Genomic DNA, 13,522 nt, shown 5'->3' on the forward strand with positions numbered 1-13,522 from the left:
GCTGTCCCTATCCCCAGGTGAGCGGGTCGAGGTGGAGATAGAACCGCTCGCGGTCACGGTCGAGCGCGATGCCGTAGCGGTCGGCGAACATCTCCTCCGCGGCGTCGGCCTGCCGGTCATCGGGCCACGTCTCCCGGGCGGTGGCGAGCAGGAGGGCGATGTCGGCGTAGGGGTCGGCCCGTCCGAGGCGGCCGAGGTCGATGAAGCCCGAGACGGTCAGGGTCGTCGGGTCGAGGACGATATTGGGCAGGCACAGGTCCCCGTGGCAGACGACCGCGTCGGCGGCTTCCTGGGCGAGACGGTCCTCGACCTGTGGGGCAAGACGCGCGAGCAGTTCGCCGGGAGGGGTGCGCTGCTGGTCGACGGGGAGGAACTCCGGGTTGACCGCGCCCCGCGCCACGACCTCGCGCGCGGTGGCGAACATCTGCCGGAGGTCGCGACTGAAGGGGCACTCCTGGAGCGGCAGATCGTGGAGCCGCCGTACGGCATCGGCGATCGGCTCCCACGCCGCGTGGAGCGTGGCGGCCGGGACACGGTCCGCGGGCACACCCGCCACGGCGCCGGTCACCAGGCAGCCGCCCGCATCGGTCACCCGCCAGTCGAGCACCCGCGCCCCTGGAACACCCCGCGCATGAAGCCACGCGACCCGGTCCCGCTCCGCCTCCAACGCGGCCACCTGGCGCGCGGGAACGCACTTCCCGTACCGCGAACCGTCGTCGGAGCGGAAGACAGCGGCCCCGGACTCGCCGACGGTGACGGGCTTCCACTCGCCGCCCCCACGGCCCGCGGGCAGCAGGGTGCGCAGCGCCCTCGTATCGATCACAGCCTCAGCCTACGAACCCAGGGCGACCCGGGCGGCGACCGGCAGATGGTCGCTGCCGGTGGCGGGCAGGGTGCGGAGGTGGGCGACAGTCGCCGAGCGGGCCATGACCTGGTCGATCCGGGCCAGCGGGAAACCGGCGGGGAAGCTGGACGCGATCGCGGCCACGGCCGGGGGCGGTTGGGCCGTGCGGGACAGCAAGGACCTCGACCGGCCACCCCTCTACTTCACCGGTGAAGGATGGCAGGCGTTCCTGCTGGGCATCGAGCGCGGAGCATTCGAAGGCCAGGAACAGCGCAAACGACGTGGGCCTCCGGCAGCGGCCGGAGGCCCACGTCGCGTCAACGGCCAAGGGATCACGCGGCTGAGGCCAGATCCGGGCAGAACGCGGCGGTCGCGGCGGAGCGGAATGCTCCGGCGCTTCAGCCGAGGGACGTGGAGCTGGCCGCTCGCACTTCGCCGAGTGCTCGCCGGGCGACGTCGCCGAACTCTTCGGCGTCAGGCGCGTCGCTCCAGCGCTCATAGGCGATCCGCAGGGTGAGCGCGCCCAGTTCCGCGGCCACGCGCGAGGGCACGTCGGGGACGCCGCGGCGCTTGAGCGCGTCGGCCATCGACGCGGTGAGGCGGAGGCCCTTCAGCGCCTCGCGTTCCCGCAGTTCCGGGTTGGCAGCGATCACCGCCCGCCTGCGGGCGCCGAGTGCGCGACGAGCGGCAGTGAAGGCTTCCCTCCCGACCGCGTCCAGGGCGAGAGCCACCGCTTCGAGCGGTGGGGCCGTGGCCGGTGCGGCGGCGATCTCCTGGGCGAGCAGTTCGGCCATCGTGTCGCCACCGAAGAGCACTTCCCGCTTGTCCTGGAAGTGCCGGAAGAACGTGCTCTTCGTCAGCCCGGCGCGCTCCGCGATGTCGATCACCGTCGTGTTCTCGTAGCCCCGCTCCGCAAAGAGGTCGAGGGCGGCGAGGGCGAGTCGCTCTGATGCGTTGGGTTGCCAGCGAGCCATGGGAACAGCGTACGGCACTTGGTCCCGTCACTCGTGTATGGTGATGGGACCAAGTCTCATCACCCTGGCCTGCTGGAGGTCCGCCATGAGCCGAGCCGTCATGTACGAGACGTTCGGAGGTCCCGAGGTACTGGAATTGCGCGAGGTCCCGGAGCCGCACGCGGGTCCGGGCGAGGTCCGCGTCCGGGTGGCGGCCGCCGGGCTGAATCCCATGGACTGGATCCTTGCCTCGACGCCCGAGGCGGCGGCGCAGTTCGGCATCACCGTGCCGTCCGGCTTCGGATACGACTTCGCCGGCGTCGTGGACGAGGTCGGCGACGGCGTCACGGGGTTTGCCGTGGGCGACCGCGTCCACGGAGGCGCGATGGGCAGAGCCGTTGCCGACTTCGTGGTGGTCACCACGCCCGCGGATGCGCTCTTTCACACGCCGGAGGGCATCAGCGACGAGGTGGCGAGCACGCTTCCGGTGGCCGGGCTGACCGCCGCCGCCGCGCTGGCGGCCGTCGGCCTGCGGTCCGGCGACACCATCCTGATCGGCGGGGCCGCCGGCGGTGTGGGTGTGTTCGCCGTACAGCTCGCGAAGCTCGCCGGTGCCCGGGTGATCGGGACCGCCTCGGAGGGCACGTTCGATTTCCTGCGGCGGTTGGGCGCCGAACCCGTGGCATACGGCGCCGGGTTGGGCGGCCGGGTACGGACGGCTGCCCCCGGTGGCGTGACCGCGGCGACCGACCTGTTCGGCACCGAGACGGCCGAGACCGCGCTCGCGCTCGGCGTACCGCCCGAGCGGGTCTCCACCATCGCCGCGGGGCCCAACCCGCCCGGCGGCGTACGCGCGACCAGCGGCGTCGACGCGGAGCCGGACGCCCTGGAGCGGATCACCGACGCGATCCTCGCGGGTCGGATCACCGTGCCGATCGCCGCGACCTTCCCGATCGAGAACGTTCGCGACGCCGTGACCCTGCAAGCCGGGCGCCACGTCCACGGCAAGGTCGTCATCACGCTGTGACCGGGTCTTCGGGCCGCCGGTCCGGCCGCAGGGTCAGTAGCGGACCCGCGGCGGAAAGGTGGTACTGGTGAACGGTGCGGATCCACGCACCCAGTTGAGCTCGGAGCAGCCCAGAGAGTCCATTCCCCACCCCGCGGACGCGGGGCGTCCCCCGACCAGTCCCTGATGGAGACCTGAGGAGCGCGCCATGACAGGGCACGGCTGGAGCTGCAGATCGCGCAGTCGCCGCACGGCATCGGCGATCGGCTCCCACGCCGCGTGGAGCGTGGCAGCCGGGACACGGTCCGCGGGGACGCCTGACACGGTGCTGGTCACCAGGCAGGCGCCGGCATCGGTGACGCGCCAGTCGAGGATTTGGGCGCCCGGCACACCCTGCGCGTGAAGCCACGCGACCCGGTCCCACTCCGCCTCCAACGCGGCCGCCTGGCGCGCGGGAACGCACTTCGCGTACCGCGAGCCGTCATCGGAACGGAAGACAGCGGCCCCGGACTCCCCGGCGGTGACGGGCTCCCACCCGCCGCCCCCACGGCCCGCGGGCGGCCTCAAGAGGTCGCCGCTTCGGCGAACTGGTTGGTGTCGAAGAGCTGGTTGATGTGTCCGCCGAGTTCGGACCAGTGGCGTCCGGAGAGTTCGGCGGCGGCACGCGGGTCACCGGTGGCGCAGACGTCGACGAGCTGGTCGTGGTGCTCGATGGTGTTGCGGCCGCCGCCGAGCAGCGTGGAGAACTTGCGGTGGAGGATGCGGTGGATCTGCGGGTGGACCTGTTCGACGATCCGGCTGAGTACGGGGTTGTCAGCGGCCGCGATGGGGACGGCATGGAAGCGGTCGTCGGCGGCGAGGGCGGCGGCGATGTCGTTGTCGGCGACGGCGCGCTCGAAGTCCCGGTTGGCTTCGCGCATCTGCCGCAGATCCTGCTCGGTCATGACCGGCACGGCGGTCTCCATGGCCAGCTGGTCGAGTGCGCGCAGGACCACGAGGGTCTTTTCGGCATCGCGACGGTTGAGGGTGGTGATGCGGGTGTAGACGCCCGGTTTGGCTTCGACGAGTCCGATGTCGGCGAGCCGGGCGAGCGCCTCACGCACCGGGGTGCGGCTGAGCCCGAGACGCTCGGCCAGCTCGCTGTCCTTGACCTTCTCCCCCGGGGGCAGTTCACCGCGCACGATGGAGTCGCGCAGGCGGTGGAAGACCTCGTCACTGAGGAGGCGGCGGGAGACAGGGCTGTCGAGTGACATATTGCGCACAATACATCGCCCTCTCCGTGGTGCACCGGCCTTCCTCGTCGCTCAGGCTGCTCGGGCCCGGCGGACGAGGGTCCGGGCCAGGAGGGCGGCCGGATCGATGAGGGGGACATCGACGGCGTCGGCGGGAAGTCCGAGGGGGATCTCGGTGCATCCGATCACCGCGGTGCAGAGCGAGTACTCGCTGTGGACCCGCGACGTCGAGGCGGTCACCCCGGACCCGCTGAGCGACCGGGTGATGGGCGAGCGCTACACCCCCGCGCACACCGCTGAGGTCGCTCGGAGTCAGCCGGTGGGCTCGACGCGCACGACGTCCAGCTCGACGACGTCGTTGACGTCGCGCCCACCGGTGACCTCGCCGGTCACGACCAGCCGGGGTCGGGCCGGCGGTGCCCCGTACTGCTCGACGGCCCAGGATCGCGCCCCGGTTGCCGGAGCCCGGGGAGATCTCGCCGTAGGAGACCAGCGCCCGGTGCCCGTCCGCGCCCACGCCGACGCTCAGCTATGTGTCGTCAACCGATCCTTCGACGACAGGCAATGCTCGCCGACGCCCGGTGCGAGGGCGCCGATGAGGGCGCCGAGCCCGACGGCGATGATCGACTGCACGCCGATCGGCATCCGCAGACATCGCCGCAGAAGCCCCGGCCGCGACCCGGACCGTGCGTCTGTGCTGGTGGTTTGGGTAGGTGGTGCGCTCATCCGAGCTCCAATATATTGCGCTCTGCGTATTGGGCGGTAAGACTGTGCCCAAGAGCGGCGGCATGTCAAGGGGCCCCGCACCGGCACATCGGCTGAACGGCAGGCGGCTACGACGAGGAGCACGGATGGCACAGGCCATACGCGTTGAAGACGATCCGGTGAGGCCGATCGGCCGTTCAGCCCAGGGCGACCCTGGCGGCGACCGGCAGATGGTCGCTGCCGGTGGCGGGCAGGGTGCGGATGTGGCCGACGCGCGCCGAGCGGGCCATGACCTGGTCGATCCGCGCCAGCGGGAGGCCCGCGGGGAAGCTGAAGGCGAAGCCTCGCTCCGCCACGTTCATCCGGGAGGTCAGCGGGGACAGTCCACGGTCGTCGACCGTGCCGTTGAGGTCGCCCAGCAGGATCACCGGCTTCACCTTCTCGGCCGCGATGGCCTTGCCCAGCAGACCGGCGCTCTCGTCGCGCCGGGAGGACGCGAGGCCGTTCACCCCGACGCGGACCGAGGGCAGATGGGCGACGTACGCGGCGATCTCACCGCGCGGAGTGCGGGCCACGGCCCGCAGTCCGCGGCTCCAGCCCTCCCCGACCCCCCGGGGCTTGATGTCCACCAGCCGGACGCCGGTGAGCGGATGCCGCGACCAGAGCCCTACGGTGCCCCGGACCGCGTGGTACGGGTACTCCCGGGCGAGCGCCTTCTCGTAGACCGGCAGCGCCGTGGGCACCAGCTCCTCCAGCGCGATGAGGTCGGGTCCGGCGTCGGCCAGGGCGCGGGCCGTCCCCGCCGGGTCGGTGTTCTCGTCGCTGACGTTGTGCTGCACGACGAGCAGGTCACTTTCCGTCTCCCCGGGCAGCAGCAGCCCGCCGAAGAGATACGCCCAGGCCACCACCGGCAGCAGCAGCGCCACCAGCGCGACGGCCGAACGCCGCAGCAGCGCCACGCCGAACAGACCTGCGACCGCCAGACCGAGCCACGGCAGGAACGCCTCCAGCAGACTGCCCAGGCGCCCCACGGAGTTGGGCACCGCCCGGTGGAACGCCAGCAACCCACCCGTCAGCACCGCCGGCACGGCGAGCCCCCGCCCCCGCGTCCAGGCCGACCGCCCCTTGGTGCCCTGCTGCCCCCAACGCCCCGCCCAACGCAGCATTTCCGCCTCCACCGTCCACCGCCTCCCATCCGTTCGGGCCCACCCCCGGAGACGATCACCCGGGCGAATCAGTTTCTGGCGGGCGCCGTCTGGACCGACGAGTCGGTGGCGAGTACTCCGTATGCGGCACGGCTCGCTGCGTTGCGCACACCGTTCCGCCGAGCGACATGGCGAGGGTGGGACCGGACGTAGCCGTCTCGCATTCCCAGGTGCACGGCCGTGCTCCGGCAGCTCTTCAGCCGCTGCTCAAGCGTCGGTTCCAGTGCCACCCTTCACCTCCGGTTCTTCCACGGCGACGAACCGCGCCCATACGCACTTTCCGCACCCCCGGTTCCGATACCCCCATGTGTGCGCCAACTGCTCAACCATGTAGAGACCACGGCCGCCCTCCTCGTCGGCGTCGGCGACGCGGAGGCGCGGGAGCCTGTCCCCGTCGGGGTCCGACACCTCCAGCACCACGTCTTCGCCCTGCAGAGAGACGCTGACCTCGACGTGGGCGAAGGTCACGCGGCAGTGCCGGATGGCGTTGGACACCAGTTCGCCGACCGACAGGATCACGTCGTCCGCGACGGTGCCGCTCACGCCCCAGTCCGCAAGGGACTTGCTCACCCGCGCCCGCGCTCCCGGCACGTTCCTTATGCGCTTCGCGATCCGGAAGGTGTCCCGGCGCGACTCGTCCGTAGCGGTTTCAGGCATGACAGACGTACCCCCTGACGGTTCGTCAAGACTGCGCTCTGTAGCGGCGCATGCGCCTAAAGTTAGACATGCAACCCCTACAGTCGCAAGTGATACTCATGCAAGCTTGCATTTTCGTGACCCTGTGTGGGATGGGACGGCCGTACAGTGGTTGATCGGCGCCAGCAGGCTCGGTGCCCGAGGAGAGGAAGGATCAATGCCCGCAGGGGGACGGCCGACTGTGCGGAGCAGGCGGCTCGGCGCAGCGCTCAGGCGGTACCGGCAAGCCGCCAAGTTCGACCAATCGCAAGCCGCTGAGGTGATCGCGTCCTCCACGGCCAAGATCAGCCGGATTGAGACCGGGCACGTGAGCGCTCGCGTCATCGACGTGCGTCTACTGCTGGACGCGTACGGCGTGGACGACGCGAAAGTACGGTCCAGGCTGGAGGAGTTGGCCAAGGGCTCGAACAAGCGTGGCTGGTGGCTTGAGCACGCGGCGCACCTGAGGCCGGACTATCTTGACCACATCGCGCTGGAGGACGACGCCACCTATATCCGAGAGTGGCAGCCCGTCCTTATTCCTGGCCTATTGCAAACCGCCGCCTACGCCGAGGCAAGCATTACCGCAGGGCCGAACTATGTCGATCCGGAGCGAGTCGCGCAACTGGTCAAGGTGCGTCAGGCACGGCAGGCACAGATCGAGTCCGGGGGAACGTCGTACGCGGTCATTATCTGGGAACCTGTGATTCTGCACCCGCTGCTGAACTCGCAGATTCACCGGGAGCAGTTGTCGACCATCCTCGATGTCGCGGGCAGGCAGAACGTAACCATTCAGGTCCTACCGTTCACTGCGGGAGTGTTGGCCGGTACGACCTCCGCGTTCTCTTCCTTCAGCTTCGATTCCGACCCGGCCGTTGAAGCCGTGACCATGGAGAACCTGAGGGGCACGTCGGTGCTTGAGGACCCTGAGGATCTGAGCGCTTACACCAACGCGTTCGACCTACTACGATCGGCGGCACTGGGGCCGGATGAAAGCACACGACTCATCCGGCGCGTACTGCGGAGCAGCGAGGAAGACGCGAAGTGACCCCTGAGGTTATAGGCCCTTACCGGAAATCGTCGTACTCCGGGCAAGAGGGAAACTGCGTTGAGATCGCGGTCACGGCCGGGGGCGGTCGGGCCGTGCGGGACAGCAAGAACCCTGACGGCCCGTCTCTCCGCTTCACCGGTGAGGGATGGCAGGCGTTCCTCCTCGGCATCGAGCGCGGAACGTTCGAGGTCTAGGAACAGCGCAGACGCACGGTGGGCACCGGCGCGTGCCGGGGCCCACGGCGTGCCGAACGCCGTCAGTAGTGGACCTTGCCGTAGTCGACCAGCTGTTTGCGTCGCCGGTGAAGCAGAACGTGCTGGCGGCCGTGTGCCACATGGTCGAGGTGGGTGAGCGGCACGTCGGTGACCCTCCCGGGCTTCGACGGGGACGGCCACAGCGACCTCGCGGTGTTCAGGGACTCGAACGAGGCTCGGGAACTGGTCGTCCTCAAGGGACCGTTCAAGCGCTCCGGCGCCCCGGTCAGGACCGTGGAGATCCCAAGCCCGGTCCACGAGGGCGCGTCACCCGTACTGGTCGCCGGGGACGCGAACGACGACCGATCCACCGATCTCGCGCTCTACGACTCTCCGTGGGATCCGCCCCTGCTGTTCACCGGCGGCGCCCGTACCGCCGGCGGCCTGAGCAAGGAACCCGAGCGGCTGCCGGAGGGCGAGAACATCGTCTTCGGCGATTTCGACGGGGACGGGCGCCAGGACATCGCCATCGGTCGGAGCTTCGTCGACAGCTACGACGAGGTCGACACACCGCACCGGCGCGGCCAGGTCAGCGTCCGCTACGGGAAGGAGCCGGGGAAGTGGGTCACCATGGACGGCGGCGACTTCAAGGAGGGTTTCGGCGCCAGGCTCGCCGTCGGGGACTTCAACGGCGATGGCTGCGACGACCTGGCCGTACAGCTCACCAAGAAGAAGGAGGCGGGGGACGCGCGGATCGAGGTGCTGCGGGGCGGCTCCGAGCACGGGCTCGGATCGAAACCCTGGCACTCCATCAAGCGGTCCGTGCCGGGGTGACGACGGCCCCGACGACGGCACGCTCTTCGCCGTCCACGACTGGGACGGCGACGGCCGCGCCGAACTGACCCTTCTCGGCGAGGACAGATGGTGGATCACCGACGGTACGGGCCGCGACGAGGCTTCCCTCCCGGTCGCCCCCAGCAAGGATCAAGGTTCGTAGGTACATGCTTGCTGTCCCGGGCACGTAGTCCCGGGCCCCGTAACGGGTGCCGCTCTGCCGCCTCGGCGATCACGCCCTTCAGCAGAGCCTCGAAGACTCCGGCGTCCCGCCACTGCCGAAACCGGTTGTGCACGGTGGACCAGGCGCCGCACCGGTCCGGCATCTCCCCGCCACTGGGCTCCCGGGCGGAACTTCCAGAGCACGCCCTCGAATTGCTGCCGCAGCCGCTCGCTGGGAGTGTGAGCCGAGGAGTTGGGTAGGTCAATCGTTCTGTCCCTGAGCACAACAGGCTGTGGGGGCGGTAGCCACTACCGCCCTGGAACGACGAGTACGAGTGGTGAGCGATCAGCATGACTGAACCCCCTGCCCCTGCCGGCAAGTACATCTTCGGGCCCAAAGTTGCGGAAAAGCACACAGAACGGCAGGTAAATGGCTGCGTCTCCGTCGTGTGGGGCGTTTGCGCACTGAGCGCCAGCGCGTACATCGCATGGAAGCTGTCGGCGCACTACCAGCTGTCGACGGTACTCCGCGCCGTGTTGGTAGCGGCAACAGCACTCGTCGTCGGTGGGGGCGCCGCGCTGATCTCCGGCCTGGTGGCGCGGCGCGGAACGGAGGACAAGCGGGTCGCACAGCTCCGCGCGGAGTACGGAACCGAGGAGAGCGACAGCGATCCGCAAGGGGACGCCGAACGATGAGCAACCGTGGAGGACCGCGCTGCTCGGGTCCAGCTTCGTAACTGCCGCTTCGGACTGGCGGGCATGCGCGAACGCGTCCTCCAGGCCGACGGCCAGAGCGACACCGGGCCGTCCGAGGCCGGGGCCAAGACCCACATCAACCAGATCTTCGCCAAGACGGGCAGCCGCGACCGCTCCCAGGCCATCGTCTACGCCCACCGGCACGCGATCACCCCGCCCGAGGAGTCGCACCAGTAGCAGGCCTTATGCGGGGCGGTAGGCCGCGCGGACGCGGCGGCCGCCGTCGACCACCAGGTCGGTGCCGGTGATCCAGGACGCCTCGTCGGAGACCAGCCAGCGGACGGCGTTCGCCACGTCCTCCGGTTCGCCGATGCGGGCCAGGGGGAGGGTGGCGGCGATGGCGGGTTCGTCGCGGTCCCAGACGAAGCGGGCCATCTCGGTGCGGATCAGGCCCGGCGAGACGGCGTTGACGCGGACGGACGGGGCGAGTTCGGCGGCGAGTTGGCGGGTGAGGCGGAGGAGGGCGGTCTTGCTGGCGCCGTAGGCGCCGACGCCGGGGCCCACGCCGTGGGTGCCCTCGGTGCAGATGTTGACGATCGCGCCGCCGTGGTCGCGCATCCAGGCGCGCCAGGCCGCCTGGGCCAGGCGGAGCGGGGCCTCCACGTTGACCGTGAAGGCCCCGCGCCAGGCGAGCGGGTCGGCGTCGATCAGCGGGCCGAGCGGGGCGTTGGTCGCGGCGTTGTTGACGAGGATGTCGAGGCGACCGAAGGCGGCCAGGGTGCGGGCGACGGCCTCGTCGAGGTGGGCCGGGTCCGCCACATCGCCCTGGCAGGCGAGGGCGTCAGGGCCCAGCTCGCCTACGGCCGCGTCCAGTTCGGCGGCACCACGTGCGGTCACGCACACCGCCGTGCCGTCGGCGGTCAGCGCCTTCGCCACGGCCAGGCCGATACCGCGCGAGGCGCCGGTGACGAGGGCGACGCGGGGCATCGGGGCCTCAGCCCCGCGTGGACACGCTGTGGGTGTCGCGGCCCGAGCGCAGCACCTTCCCCGGTATCGCGCCGGTGATCTCGTCGTCGCGGATGGTCTCGACGCCGCCGACCCGGACGCTCACGATACCCGCCGCCCGGGAGTCCAGGCGGGGGCTGTCGCCGGGGAGGTCGTGCACCAGCCTCGCCGGACCTGCGTCGATGCGGTCGGGGTCGAAGAGGACGAGATCGGCGTGGTAGCCCTCGGCGATCCGGCCGCGCTCGCGCAGGCCGAACAGCCGCGCCGGGTCGTCGGTCAGCATCTGCACGGCCCGCTCCAGGCCGACCAGTTTCCGGCCGCGCAGGCAGTCGCCGATGAAGCGGGTGGTGTACGGGGCTCCGCACATCCGGTCCAGGTGGGCGCCCGCGTCGGAGCCGCCCAGCATGACGTCCTCGTGTTCCCAGGTCTGCCGCCGCAGCTCCCAGCTGGCCGGGTCGTTGTCGGTCGGCATCGGCCACAGGACCGTGCGCATCTCGTCGGCGGCGCAGATCTCCACCAGAGTGTGGAAGGCGTCCTGTCCGCGCTCGGCGGCGATGTCGCGGACGACGCGGCCGGTGAGTCCGGCGTTGGCCTCGCTGTACGTATCGCCGATGACGTACCGCTCGAAGTCGGCGAGCCGCCGGAAGACCCCGGCCTCGGGGCTGTTCGCGCGGCGCAGCATCTCCGCCCGTACGGCCGGGTCGCGGAGCCTCGCGATGCGCTCGGGGATGGGCAGGCCGAGGATGTCTCCCCAGCCCGGGATGAGGTTGAGCGCGCAGAACGTGCCGAGCGACATGTTCATGGGGGTGAGGATGGGCATGGTGAGGGCGACGATGCGGCCGCCCGCCTCACGGGCCCGCTCGCTCGCCAGGAGCTGGCGCGGGACGCGCTCGGGGACGGCGGCGTCGATGGTGAGGACGTTCCAGTTGAGGGGGCGGCCGGCGGCGGCGCTCATCTCCACCAGGAGGTCGATCTCCTCGTCGGCGAACCGGTCGAGGCAGCCCGCCACGATGGCCTCGATCTGGGTGCCCTCGTGCTCGCCTACGGCCCGGGACAGGGCGAGGAGTTCTTCGGGGCGCGCGTGCCGGGAGGCGACGGGCCGGCCGTCGCCGTCGGCGTGGGTGGAGGACTGGGTGGTGGAAAGACCCCACGCCCCCGCGTCCATCGCCTCGTGGAGGAGCCGCAGCATCGCCTCCATCTGGTCGGGGGTGGGCTGTCCGCCGATCGCGTCCGGGCCCATGACGTGGCGGCGCAGCGCACAGTGGCCCACCATGAAGCCCGCGTTGACGGCGGTCCGGCCCTCCAGGGCGTCGAGGTATTCGCCGAAGCCGTGCCAGTTCCAGGGCGCACCCTCCTCCAGGGCGACGAGCGACATGCCCTCGACCCGGCTCATCATCCGCCGCGTGTAGTCGGCGTCGCCGGGGCGCTCGGGGTTGAGCGGGGCGAGGGTGAAGCCGCAGTTGCCGCCCGCGATGGTGGTGACGCCGTGGTTCATGGAGGGGGTGGCGTACGGGTCCCAGAAGAGCTGGGCGTCGTAGTGGGTGTGCGGGTCGACGAAGCCGGGCGCGAGGACGAGCCCGGTGGCGTCCTCGCCGCCGCGGGCCGGTTCGGCGACGGAACCCGGCTCGGCGACGGTGACGATCCGGCCGTCGCGCAGGCCGACGTCGGCGGTGTACGAGGGCGCGCCCGTGCCGTCCACGACGGTCGCGCCCTTGATGAGGTGGTCGAGCACGGGTGGGGTCCCTTCTGGCGTCAGCCGTTATCTGTATGACATCAGCTGATATCTGTCAGCTGTCATCCGTTCGCTGTCCGGCGGAAGCGGGTCGTGCGGTGCACCGGATCGGTGTCGATCTTCGGGATGACGTGCTCGCCGATGAGCTTGATGGTGTTCATGGTGTCCTCGTAGCCGATGCCGATCGGCAGCCCGAAGGAGAGCTGGTCGGCCCCGGCCTGTTCCCACCGCTTGCACTGCCGGAAGACCTCGTCCGGGTCGCCGCAGATCATCAGCTCCTCGGCGATGAGCAGTTCGATGATCTCCTCGGTGTATTCGGGGAGGAGTTCGGGCCACTCCGGGATGCCGTCCGGGCGGGGGAAGGTGTCGTGGTAGCGGAAGAGGAGGGACTGGAGGTAGTTGAGGCCGCCGCCGAGCGCGATCTCGACCGCCTTGGCGTGGGTCTCGGCGCAGATCGCGGTCGAGGTCACCATGACGTTGTCGTTGACGAAGCCACCGACCGGGTCGGCGTCCTTGACGGCGTTCTTGTAGGAGTCGAGGACCCACTCCATGTCGGACACCTTCTGGATGGAGAAGCCCAGGACGCCGAGGCCCTTGCGGCCCGCCATCGCGTACGAGGACGGGGAGCCGGCCGCGTACCACATGGCCGGGTGGCCCGCTCCGTACGGCTTGGGCAGCACCTTGCGGGGCGGGAGCGACCAGTGCTTGCCCTGGAAGCCCGGGTACTCGTCCCGCAGCCACATCTTGGCGAACTCGCCGATGGTCTCTTCCCAGATCTCCTTGGTGTGGTTCATGTCCGTGACGCCCGGGATGAACCCCAGGATCTCGTGGCTGCCCGCCCCGCGCCCCGACCCGAACTCGAACCGGCCGCCGGAGAGGTGGTCGAGCATGGCCACCTTCTCGGCGACCTTCACCGGGTGGTTGACCTGCGGGAGGGGGTTGAAGATGCCGGATCCGAGGTGGATGCGCTCGGTGGCGTGGGCGAGGTAGCCGAGGAAGACGTCGTTCGCGGAGAGGTGGGAGTACTCCTCCAGGAAGTGGTGCTCGGAGGCCCACGCGTATTTGAAGCCGGATCGGTCGGCCTGGATGACGTACTCGGTCTCCTCGATGAGGGCGTGGTGCTCGGCCTCGGGGTCGGCGCGGCGTCGGCGCTCCGGCACGTATCCCTGTACGAACAGTCCGAATTCCAAGGGGGTCACCGCCTCTGCTCTATCTGACGTACCGTCAG

At 70.4% G+C, this 13,522-nt stretch carries 15 protein-coding genes and 4 pseudogenes; 7 read left to right on the plus strand and 12 right to left on the minus strand.

Annotated elements, in window-relative coordinates; all coding sequences use genetic code 11:
- Nucleotides 1-7: 7 nt before the first annotated feature.
- Entirely contained in the window at nucleotides 8-823 is an 816-nt protein-coding gene (locus tag ACFZCY_RS12140; RefSeq protein ID WP_391171583.1) for an APH(3'') family aminoglycoside O-phosphotransferase, read from the minus strand.
- A 9-nt stretch (nucleotides 824-832) separates the two neighbouring features.
- Nucleotides 833-976 (minus strand): annotated as a pseudogene (locus tag ACFZCY_RS12145) (endonuclease/exonuclease/phosphatase family protein); the annotation flags it as partial.
- Here ACFZCY_RS12145 and ACFZCY_RS12150 point away from each other — a divergent pair.
- Nucleotides 927-1,361: a DUF397 domain-containing protein gene (locus ACFZCY_RS12150; protein ID WP_391171585.1), complete on the plus strand. Its 435-nt coding sequence runs from the start codon at nucleotides 927-929 to the stop codon at nucleotides 1,359-1,361. The pseudogene ACFZCY_RS12145 and the gene ACFZCY_RS12150 sit on opposite strands and share 50 nt — an antisense overlap.
- On the opposite strand, the gene ACFZCY_RS12155 is transcribed toward ACFZCY_RS12150, so the two are convergent.
- Complete coding sequence (locus tag ACFZCY_RS12155) at nucleotides 1,243-1,818, minus strand: TetR family transcriptional regulator (protein ID WP_391171587.1); 576 nt, start codon at nucleotides 1,816-1,818, stop codon at nucleotides 1,243-1,245. The genes ACFZCY_RS12150 and ACFZCY_RS12155 overlap by 119 nt on opposite strands.
- A gap of 85 nt (nucleotides 1,819-1,903) precedes the next feature.
- On the opposite strand from ACFZCY_RS12155, the gene ACFZCY_RS12160 reads away from it, so the two are divergent.
- Nucleotides 1,904-2,824, plus strand: coding sequence for an alcohol dehydrogenase catalytic domain-containing protein (locus ACFZCY_RS12160; protein WP_391171589.1), 921 nt, complete (start codon nucleotides 1,904-1,906; stop codon nucleotides 2,822-2,824).
- A 192-nt stretch (nucleotides 2,825-3,016) separates the two neighbouring features.
- Here the strand turns inward: ACFZCY_RS12160 and ACFZCY_RS12165 are convergent.
- The 5 genes and pseudogenes from ACFZCY_RS12165 to ACFZCY_RS12185 form a co-directional block, all read right to left on the minus strand.
- Nucleotides 3,017-3,370 (minus strand): annotated as a pseudogene (locus ACFZCY_RS12165) (phosphotransferase); the annotation flags it as partial.
- Nucleotides 3,367-4,056: an FCD domain-containing protein gene (locus tag ACFZCY_RS12170; RefSeq protein ID WP_391171591.1), complete on the minus strand. Its 690-nt coding sequence runs from the start codon at nucleotides 4,054-4,056 to the stop codon at nucleotides 3,367-3,369. The pseudogene ACFZCY_RS12165 and the gene ACFZCY_RS12170, both read right to left, overlap by 4 nt.
- A gap of 51 nt (nucleotides 4,057-4,107) precedes the next feature.
- Nucleotides 4,108-4,275: a hypothetical protein gene (locus ACFZCY_RS12175; protein WP_391172149.1), complete on the minus strand. Its 168-nt coding sequence runs from the start codon at nucleotides 4,273-4,275 to the stop codon at nucleotides 4,108-4,110.
- Between the two features lie 662 nt (nucleotides 4,276-4,937).
- Nucleotides 4,938-5,906, minus strand: coding sequence for an endonuclease/exonuclease/phosphatase family protein (locus ACFZCY_RS12180; RefSeq protein WP_391171593.1), 969 nt, complete (start codon nucleotides 5,904-5,906; stop codon nucleotides 4,938-4,940).
- Between the two features lie 246 nt (nucleotides 5,907-6,152).
- Nucleotides 6,153-6,602: an ATP-binding protein gene (locus ACFZCY_RS12185; RefSeq protein WP_391171595.1), complete on the minus strand. Its 450-nt coding sequence runs from the start codon at nucleotides 6,600-6,602 to the stop codon at nucleotides 6,153-6,155.
- Nucleotides 6,603-6,798: 196 nt separating this feature from the next.
- On the opposite strand from ACFZCY_RS12185, the gene ACFZCY_RS12190 reads away from it, so the two are divergent.
- From ACFZCY_RS12190 to ACFZCY_RS12200, 3 genes and pseudogenes are all read left to right on the plus strand, one after another.
- Complete coding sequence (locus tag ACFZCY_RS12190; RefSeq protein ID WP_391171597.1) at nucleotides 6,799-7,668, plus strand: Scr1 family TA system antitoxin-like transcriptional regulator; 870 nt, start codon at nucleotides 6,799-6,801, stop codon at nucleotides 7,666-7,668.
- On the plus strand, nucleotides 7,665-7,865 hold the full coding sequence (locus ACFZCY_RS12195) for a DUF397 domain-containing protein (protein ID WP_391171599.1): 201 nt from the start codon (nucleotides 7,665-7,667) through the stop codon (nucleotides 7,863-7,865). The genes ACFZCY_RS12190 and ACFZCY_RS12195 overlap by 4 nt, the downstream gene beginning before the upstream one ends.
- A 183-nt stretch (nucleotides 7,866-8,048) precedes the next feature.
- Nucleotides 8,049-8,862, plus strand: a pseudogene (locus tag ACFZCY_RS12200) (FG-GAP repeat domain-containing protein); the annotation flags it as partial.
- Nucleotides 8,863-8,917: 55 nt separating this feature from the next.
- Here the strand turns inward: ACFZCY_RS12200 and ACFZCY_RS12205 are convergent.
- A pseudogene (locus ACFZCY_RS12205) lies at nucleotides 8,918-9,095 on the minus strand (transposase); the annotation flags it as partial.
- 117 nt (nucleotides 9,096-9,212) lie between these two features.
- Here ACFZCY_RS12205 and ACFZCY_RS12210 point away from each other — a divergent pair.
- Both ACFZCY_RS12210 and ACFZCY_RS12215 read left to right on the plus strand, forming a co-directional pair.
- Nucleotides 9,213-9,557 (plus strand): hypothetical protein, encoded by a 345-nt coding sequence (locus ACFZCY_RS12210; RefSeq protein WP_391171601.1) that lies wholly within the window; start codon nucleotides 9,213-9,215, stop codon nucleotides 9,555-9,557.
- A 6-nt stretch (nucleotides 9,558-9,563) separates the two neighbouring features.
- The gene (locus tag ACFZCY_RS12215) at nucleotides 9,564-9,794 is read left to right on the plus strand and encodes a hypothetical protein (protein ID WP_391171603.1); all 231 of its coding nucleotides are present in this window, start codon (nucleotides 9,564-9,566) and stop codon (nucleotides 9,792-9,794) included.
- 6 nt (nucleotides 9,795-9,800) lie between these two features.
- Here the strand turns inward: ACFZCY_RS12215 and ACFZCY_RS12220 are convergent, their stop codons facing one another.
- The 3 genes from ACFZCY_RS12220 to ACFZCY_RS12230 all read right to left on the minus strand — a co-directional run bounded on the left by ACFZCY_RS12220 (nucleotide 9,801) and on the right by ACFZCY_RS12230 (nucleotide 13,484).
- Nucleotides 9,801-10,544, minus strand: coding sequence for a glucose 1-dehydrogenase (locus ACFZCY_RS12220; RefSeq protein ID WP_391171605.1), 744 nt, complete (start codon nucleotides 10,542-10,544; stop codon nucleotides 9,801-9,803).
- 7 nt (nucleotides 10,545-10,551) lie between these two features.
- Nucleotides 10,552-12,294: an amidohydrolase family protein gene (locus ACFZCY_RS12225; protein ID WP_391171607.1), complete on the minus strand. Its 1,743-nt coding sequence runs from the start codon at nucleotides 12,292-12,294 to the stop codon at nucleotides 10,552-10,554.
- A gap of 62 nt (nucleotides 12,295-12,356) precedes the next feature.
- A complete protein-coding gene (locus tag ACFZCY_RS12230) occupies nucleotides 12,357-13,484 on the minus strand; it encodes an LLM class flavin-dependent oxidoreductase (protein ID WP_361485363.1) in 1,128 nt (375 codons plus the stop codon).
- Nucleotides 13,485-13,522: the final 38 nt, after the last annotated feature.

Source organism: Streptomyces sp. NPDC007983, assembly GCF_042958345.1.
Taxonomy (GTDB): Bacteria; Actinomycetota; Actinomycetes; order Streptomycetales; family Streptomycetaceae; genus Streptomyces.

Excerpts from the sequence above, each read along its gene's own strand:
- ACFZCY_RS12150 (WP_391171585.1), top strand. The coding sequence starts at position 927 with ATGACCTGGTCGATCCGGGCCAGCGGGAAACCGGCGGGGAAGCTGGAC.
- ACFZCY_RS12155 (WP_391171587.1), bottom strand. The coding sequence starts at position 1,818 with ATGGCTCGCTGGCAACCCAACGCATCAGAGCGACTCGCCCTCGCCGCC.
- ACFZCY_RS12160 (WP_391171589.1), top strand. The coding sequence starts at position 1,904 with ATGAGCCGAGCCGTCATGTACGAGACGTTCGGAGGTCCCGAGGTACTG.
- ACFZCY_RS12170 (WP_391171591.1), bottom strand. The coding sequence starts at position 4,056 with ATGTCACTCGACAGCCCTGTCTCCCGCCGCCTCCTCAGTGACGAGGTC.
- ACFZCY_RS12180 (WP_391171593.1), bottom strand. The coding sequence starts at position 5,906 with ATGCTGCGTTGGGCGGGGCGTTGGGGGCAGCAGGGCACCAAGGGGCGG.
- ACFZCY_RS12185 (WP_391171595.1), bottom strand. The coding sequence starts at position 6,602 with ATGCCTGAAACCGCTACGGACGAGTCGCGCCGGGACACCTTCCGGATC.
- ACFZCY_RS12190 (WP_391171597.1), top strand. The coding sequence starts at position 6,799 with ATGCCCGCAGGGGGACGGCCGACTGTGCGGAGCAGGCGGCTCGGCGCA.
- ACFZCY_RS12210 (WP_391171601.1), top strand. The coding sequence starts at position 9,213 with ATGACTGAACCCCCTGCCCCTGCCGGCAAGTACATCTTCGGGCCCAAA.
- ACFZCY_RS12220 (WP_391171605.1), bottom strand. The coding sequence starts at position 10,544 with ATGCCCCGCGTCGCCCTCGTCACCGGCGCCTCGCGCGGTATCGGCCTG.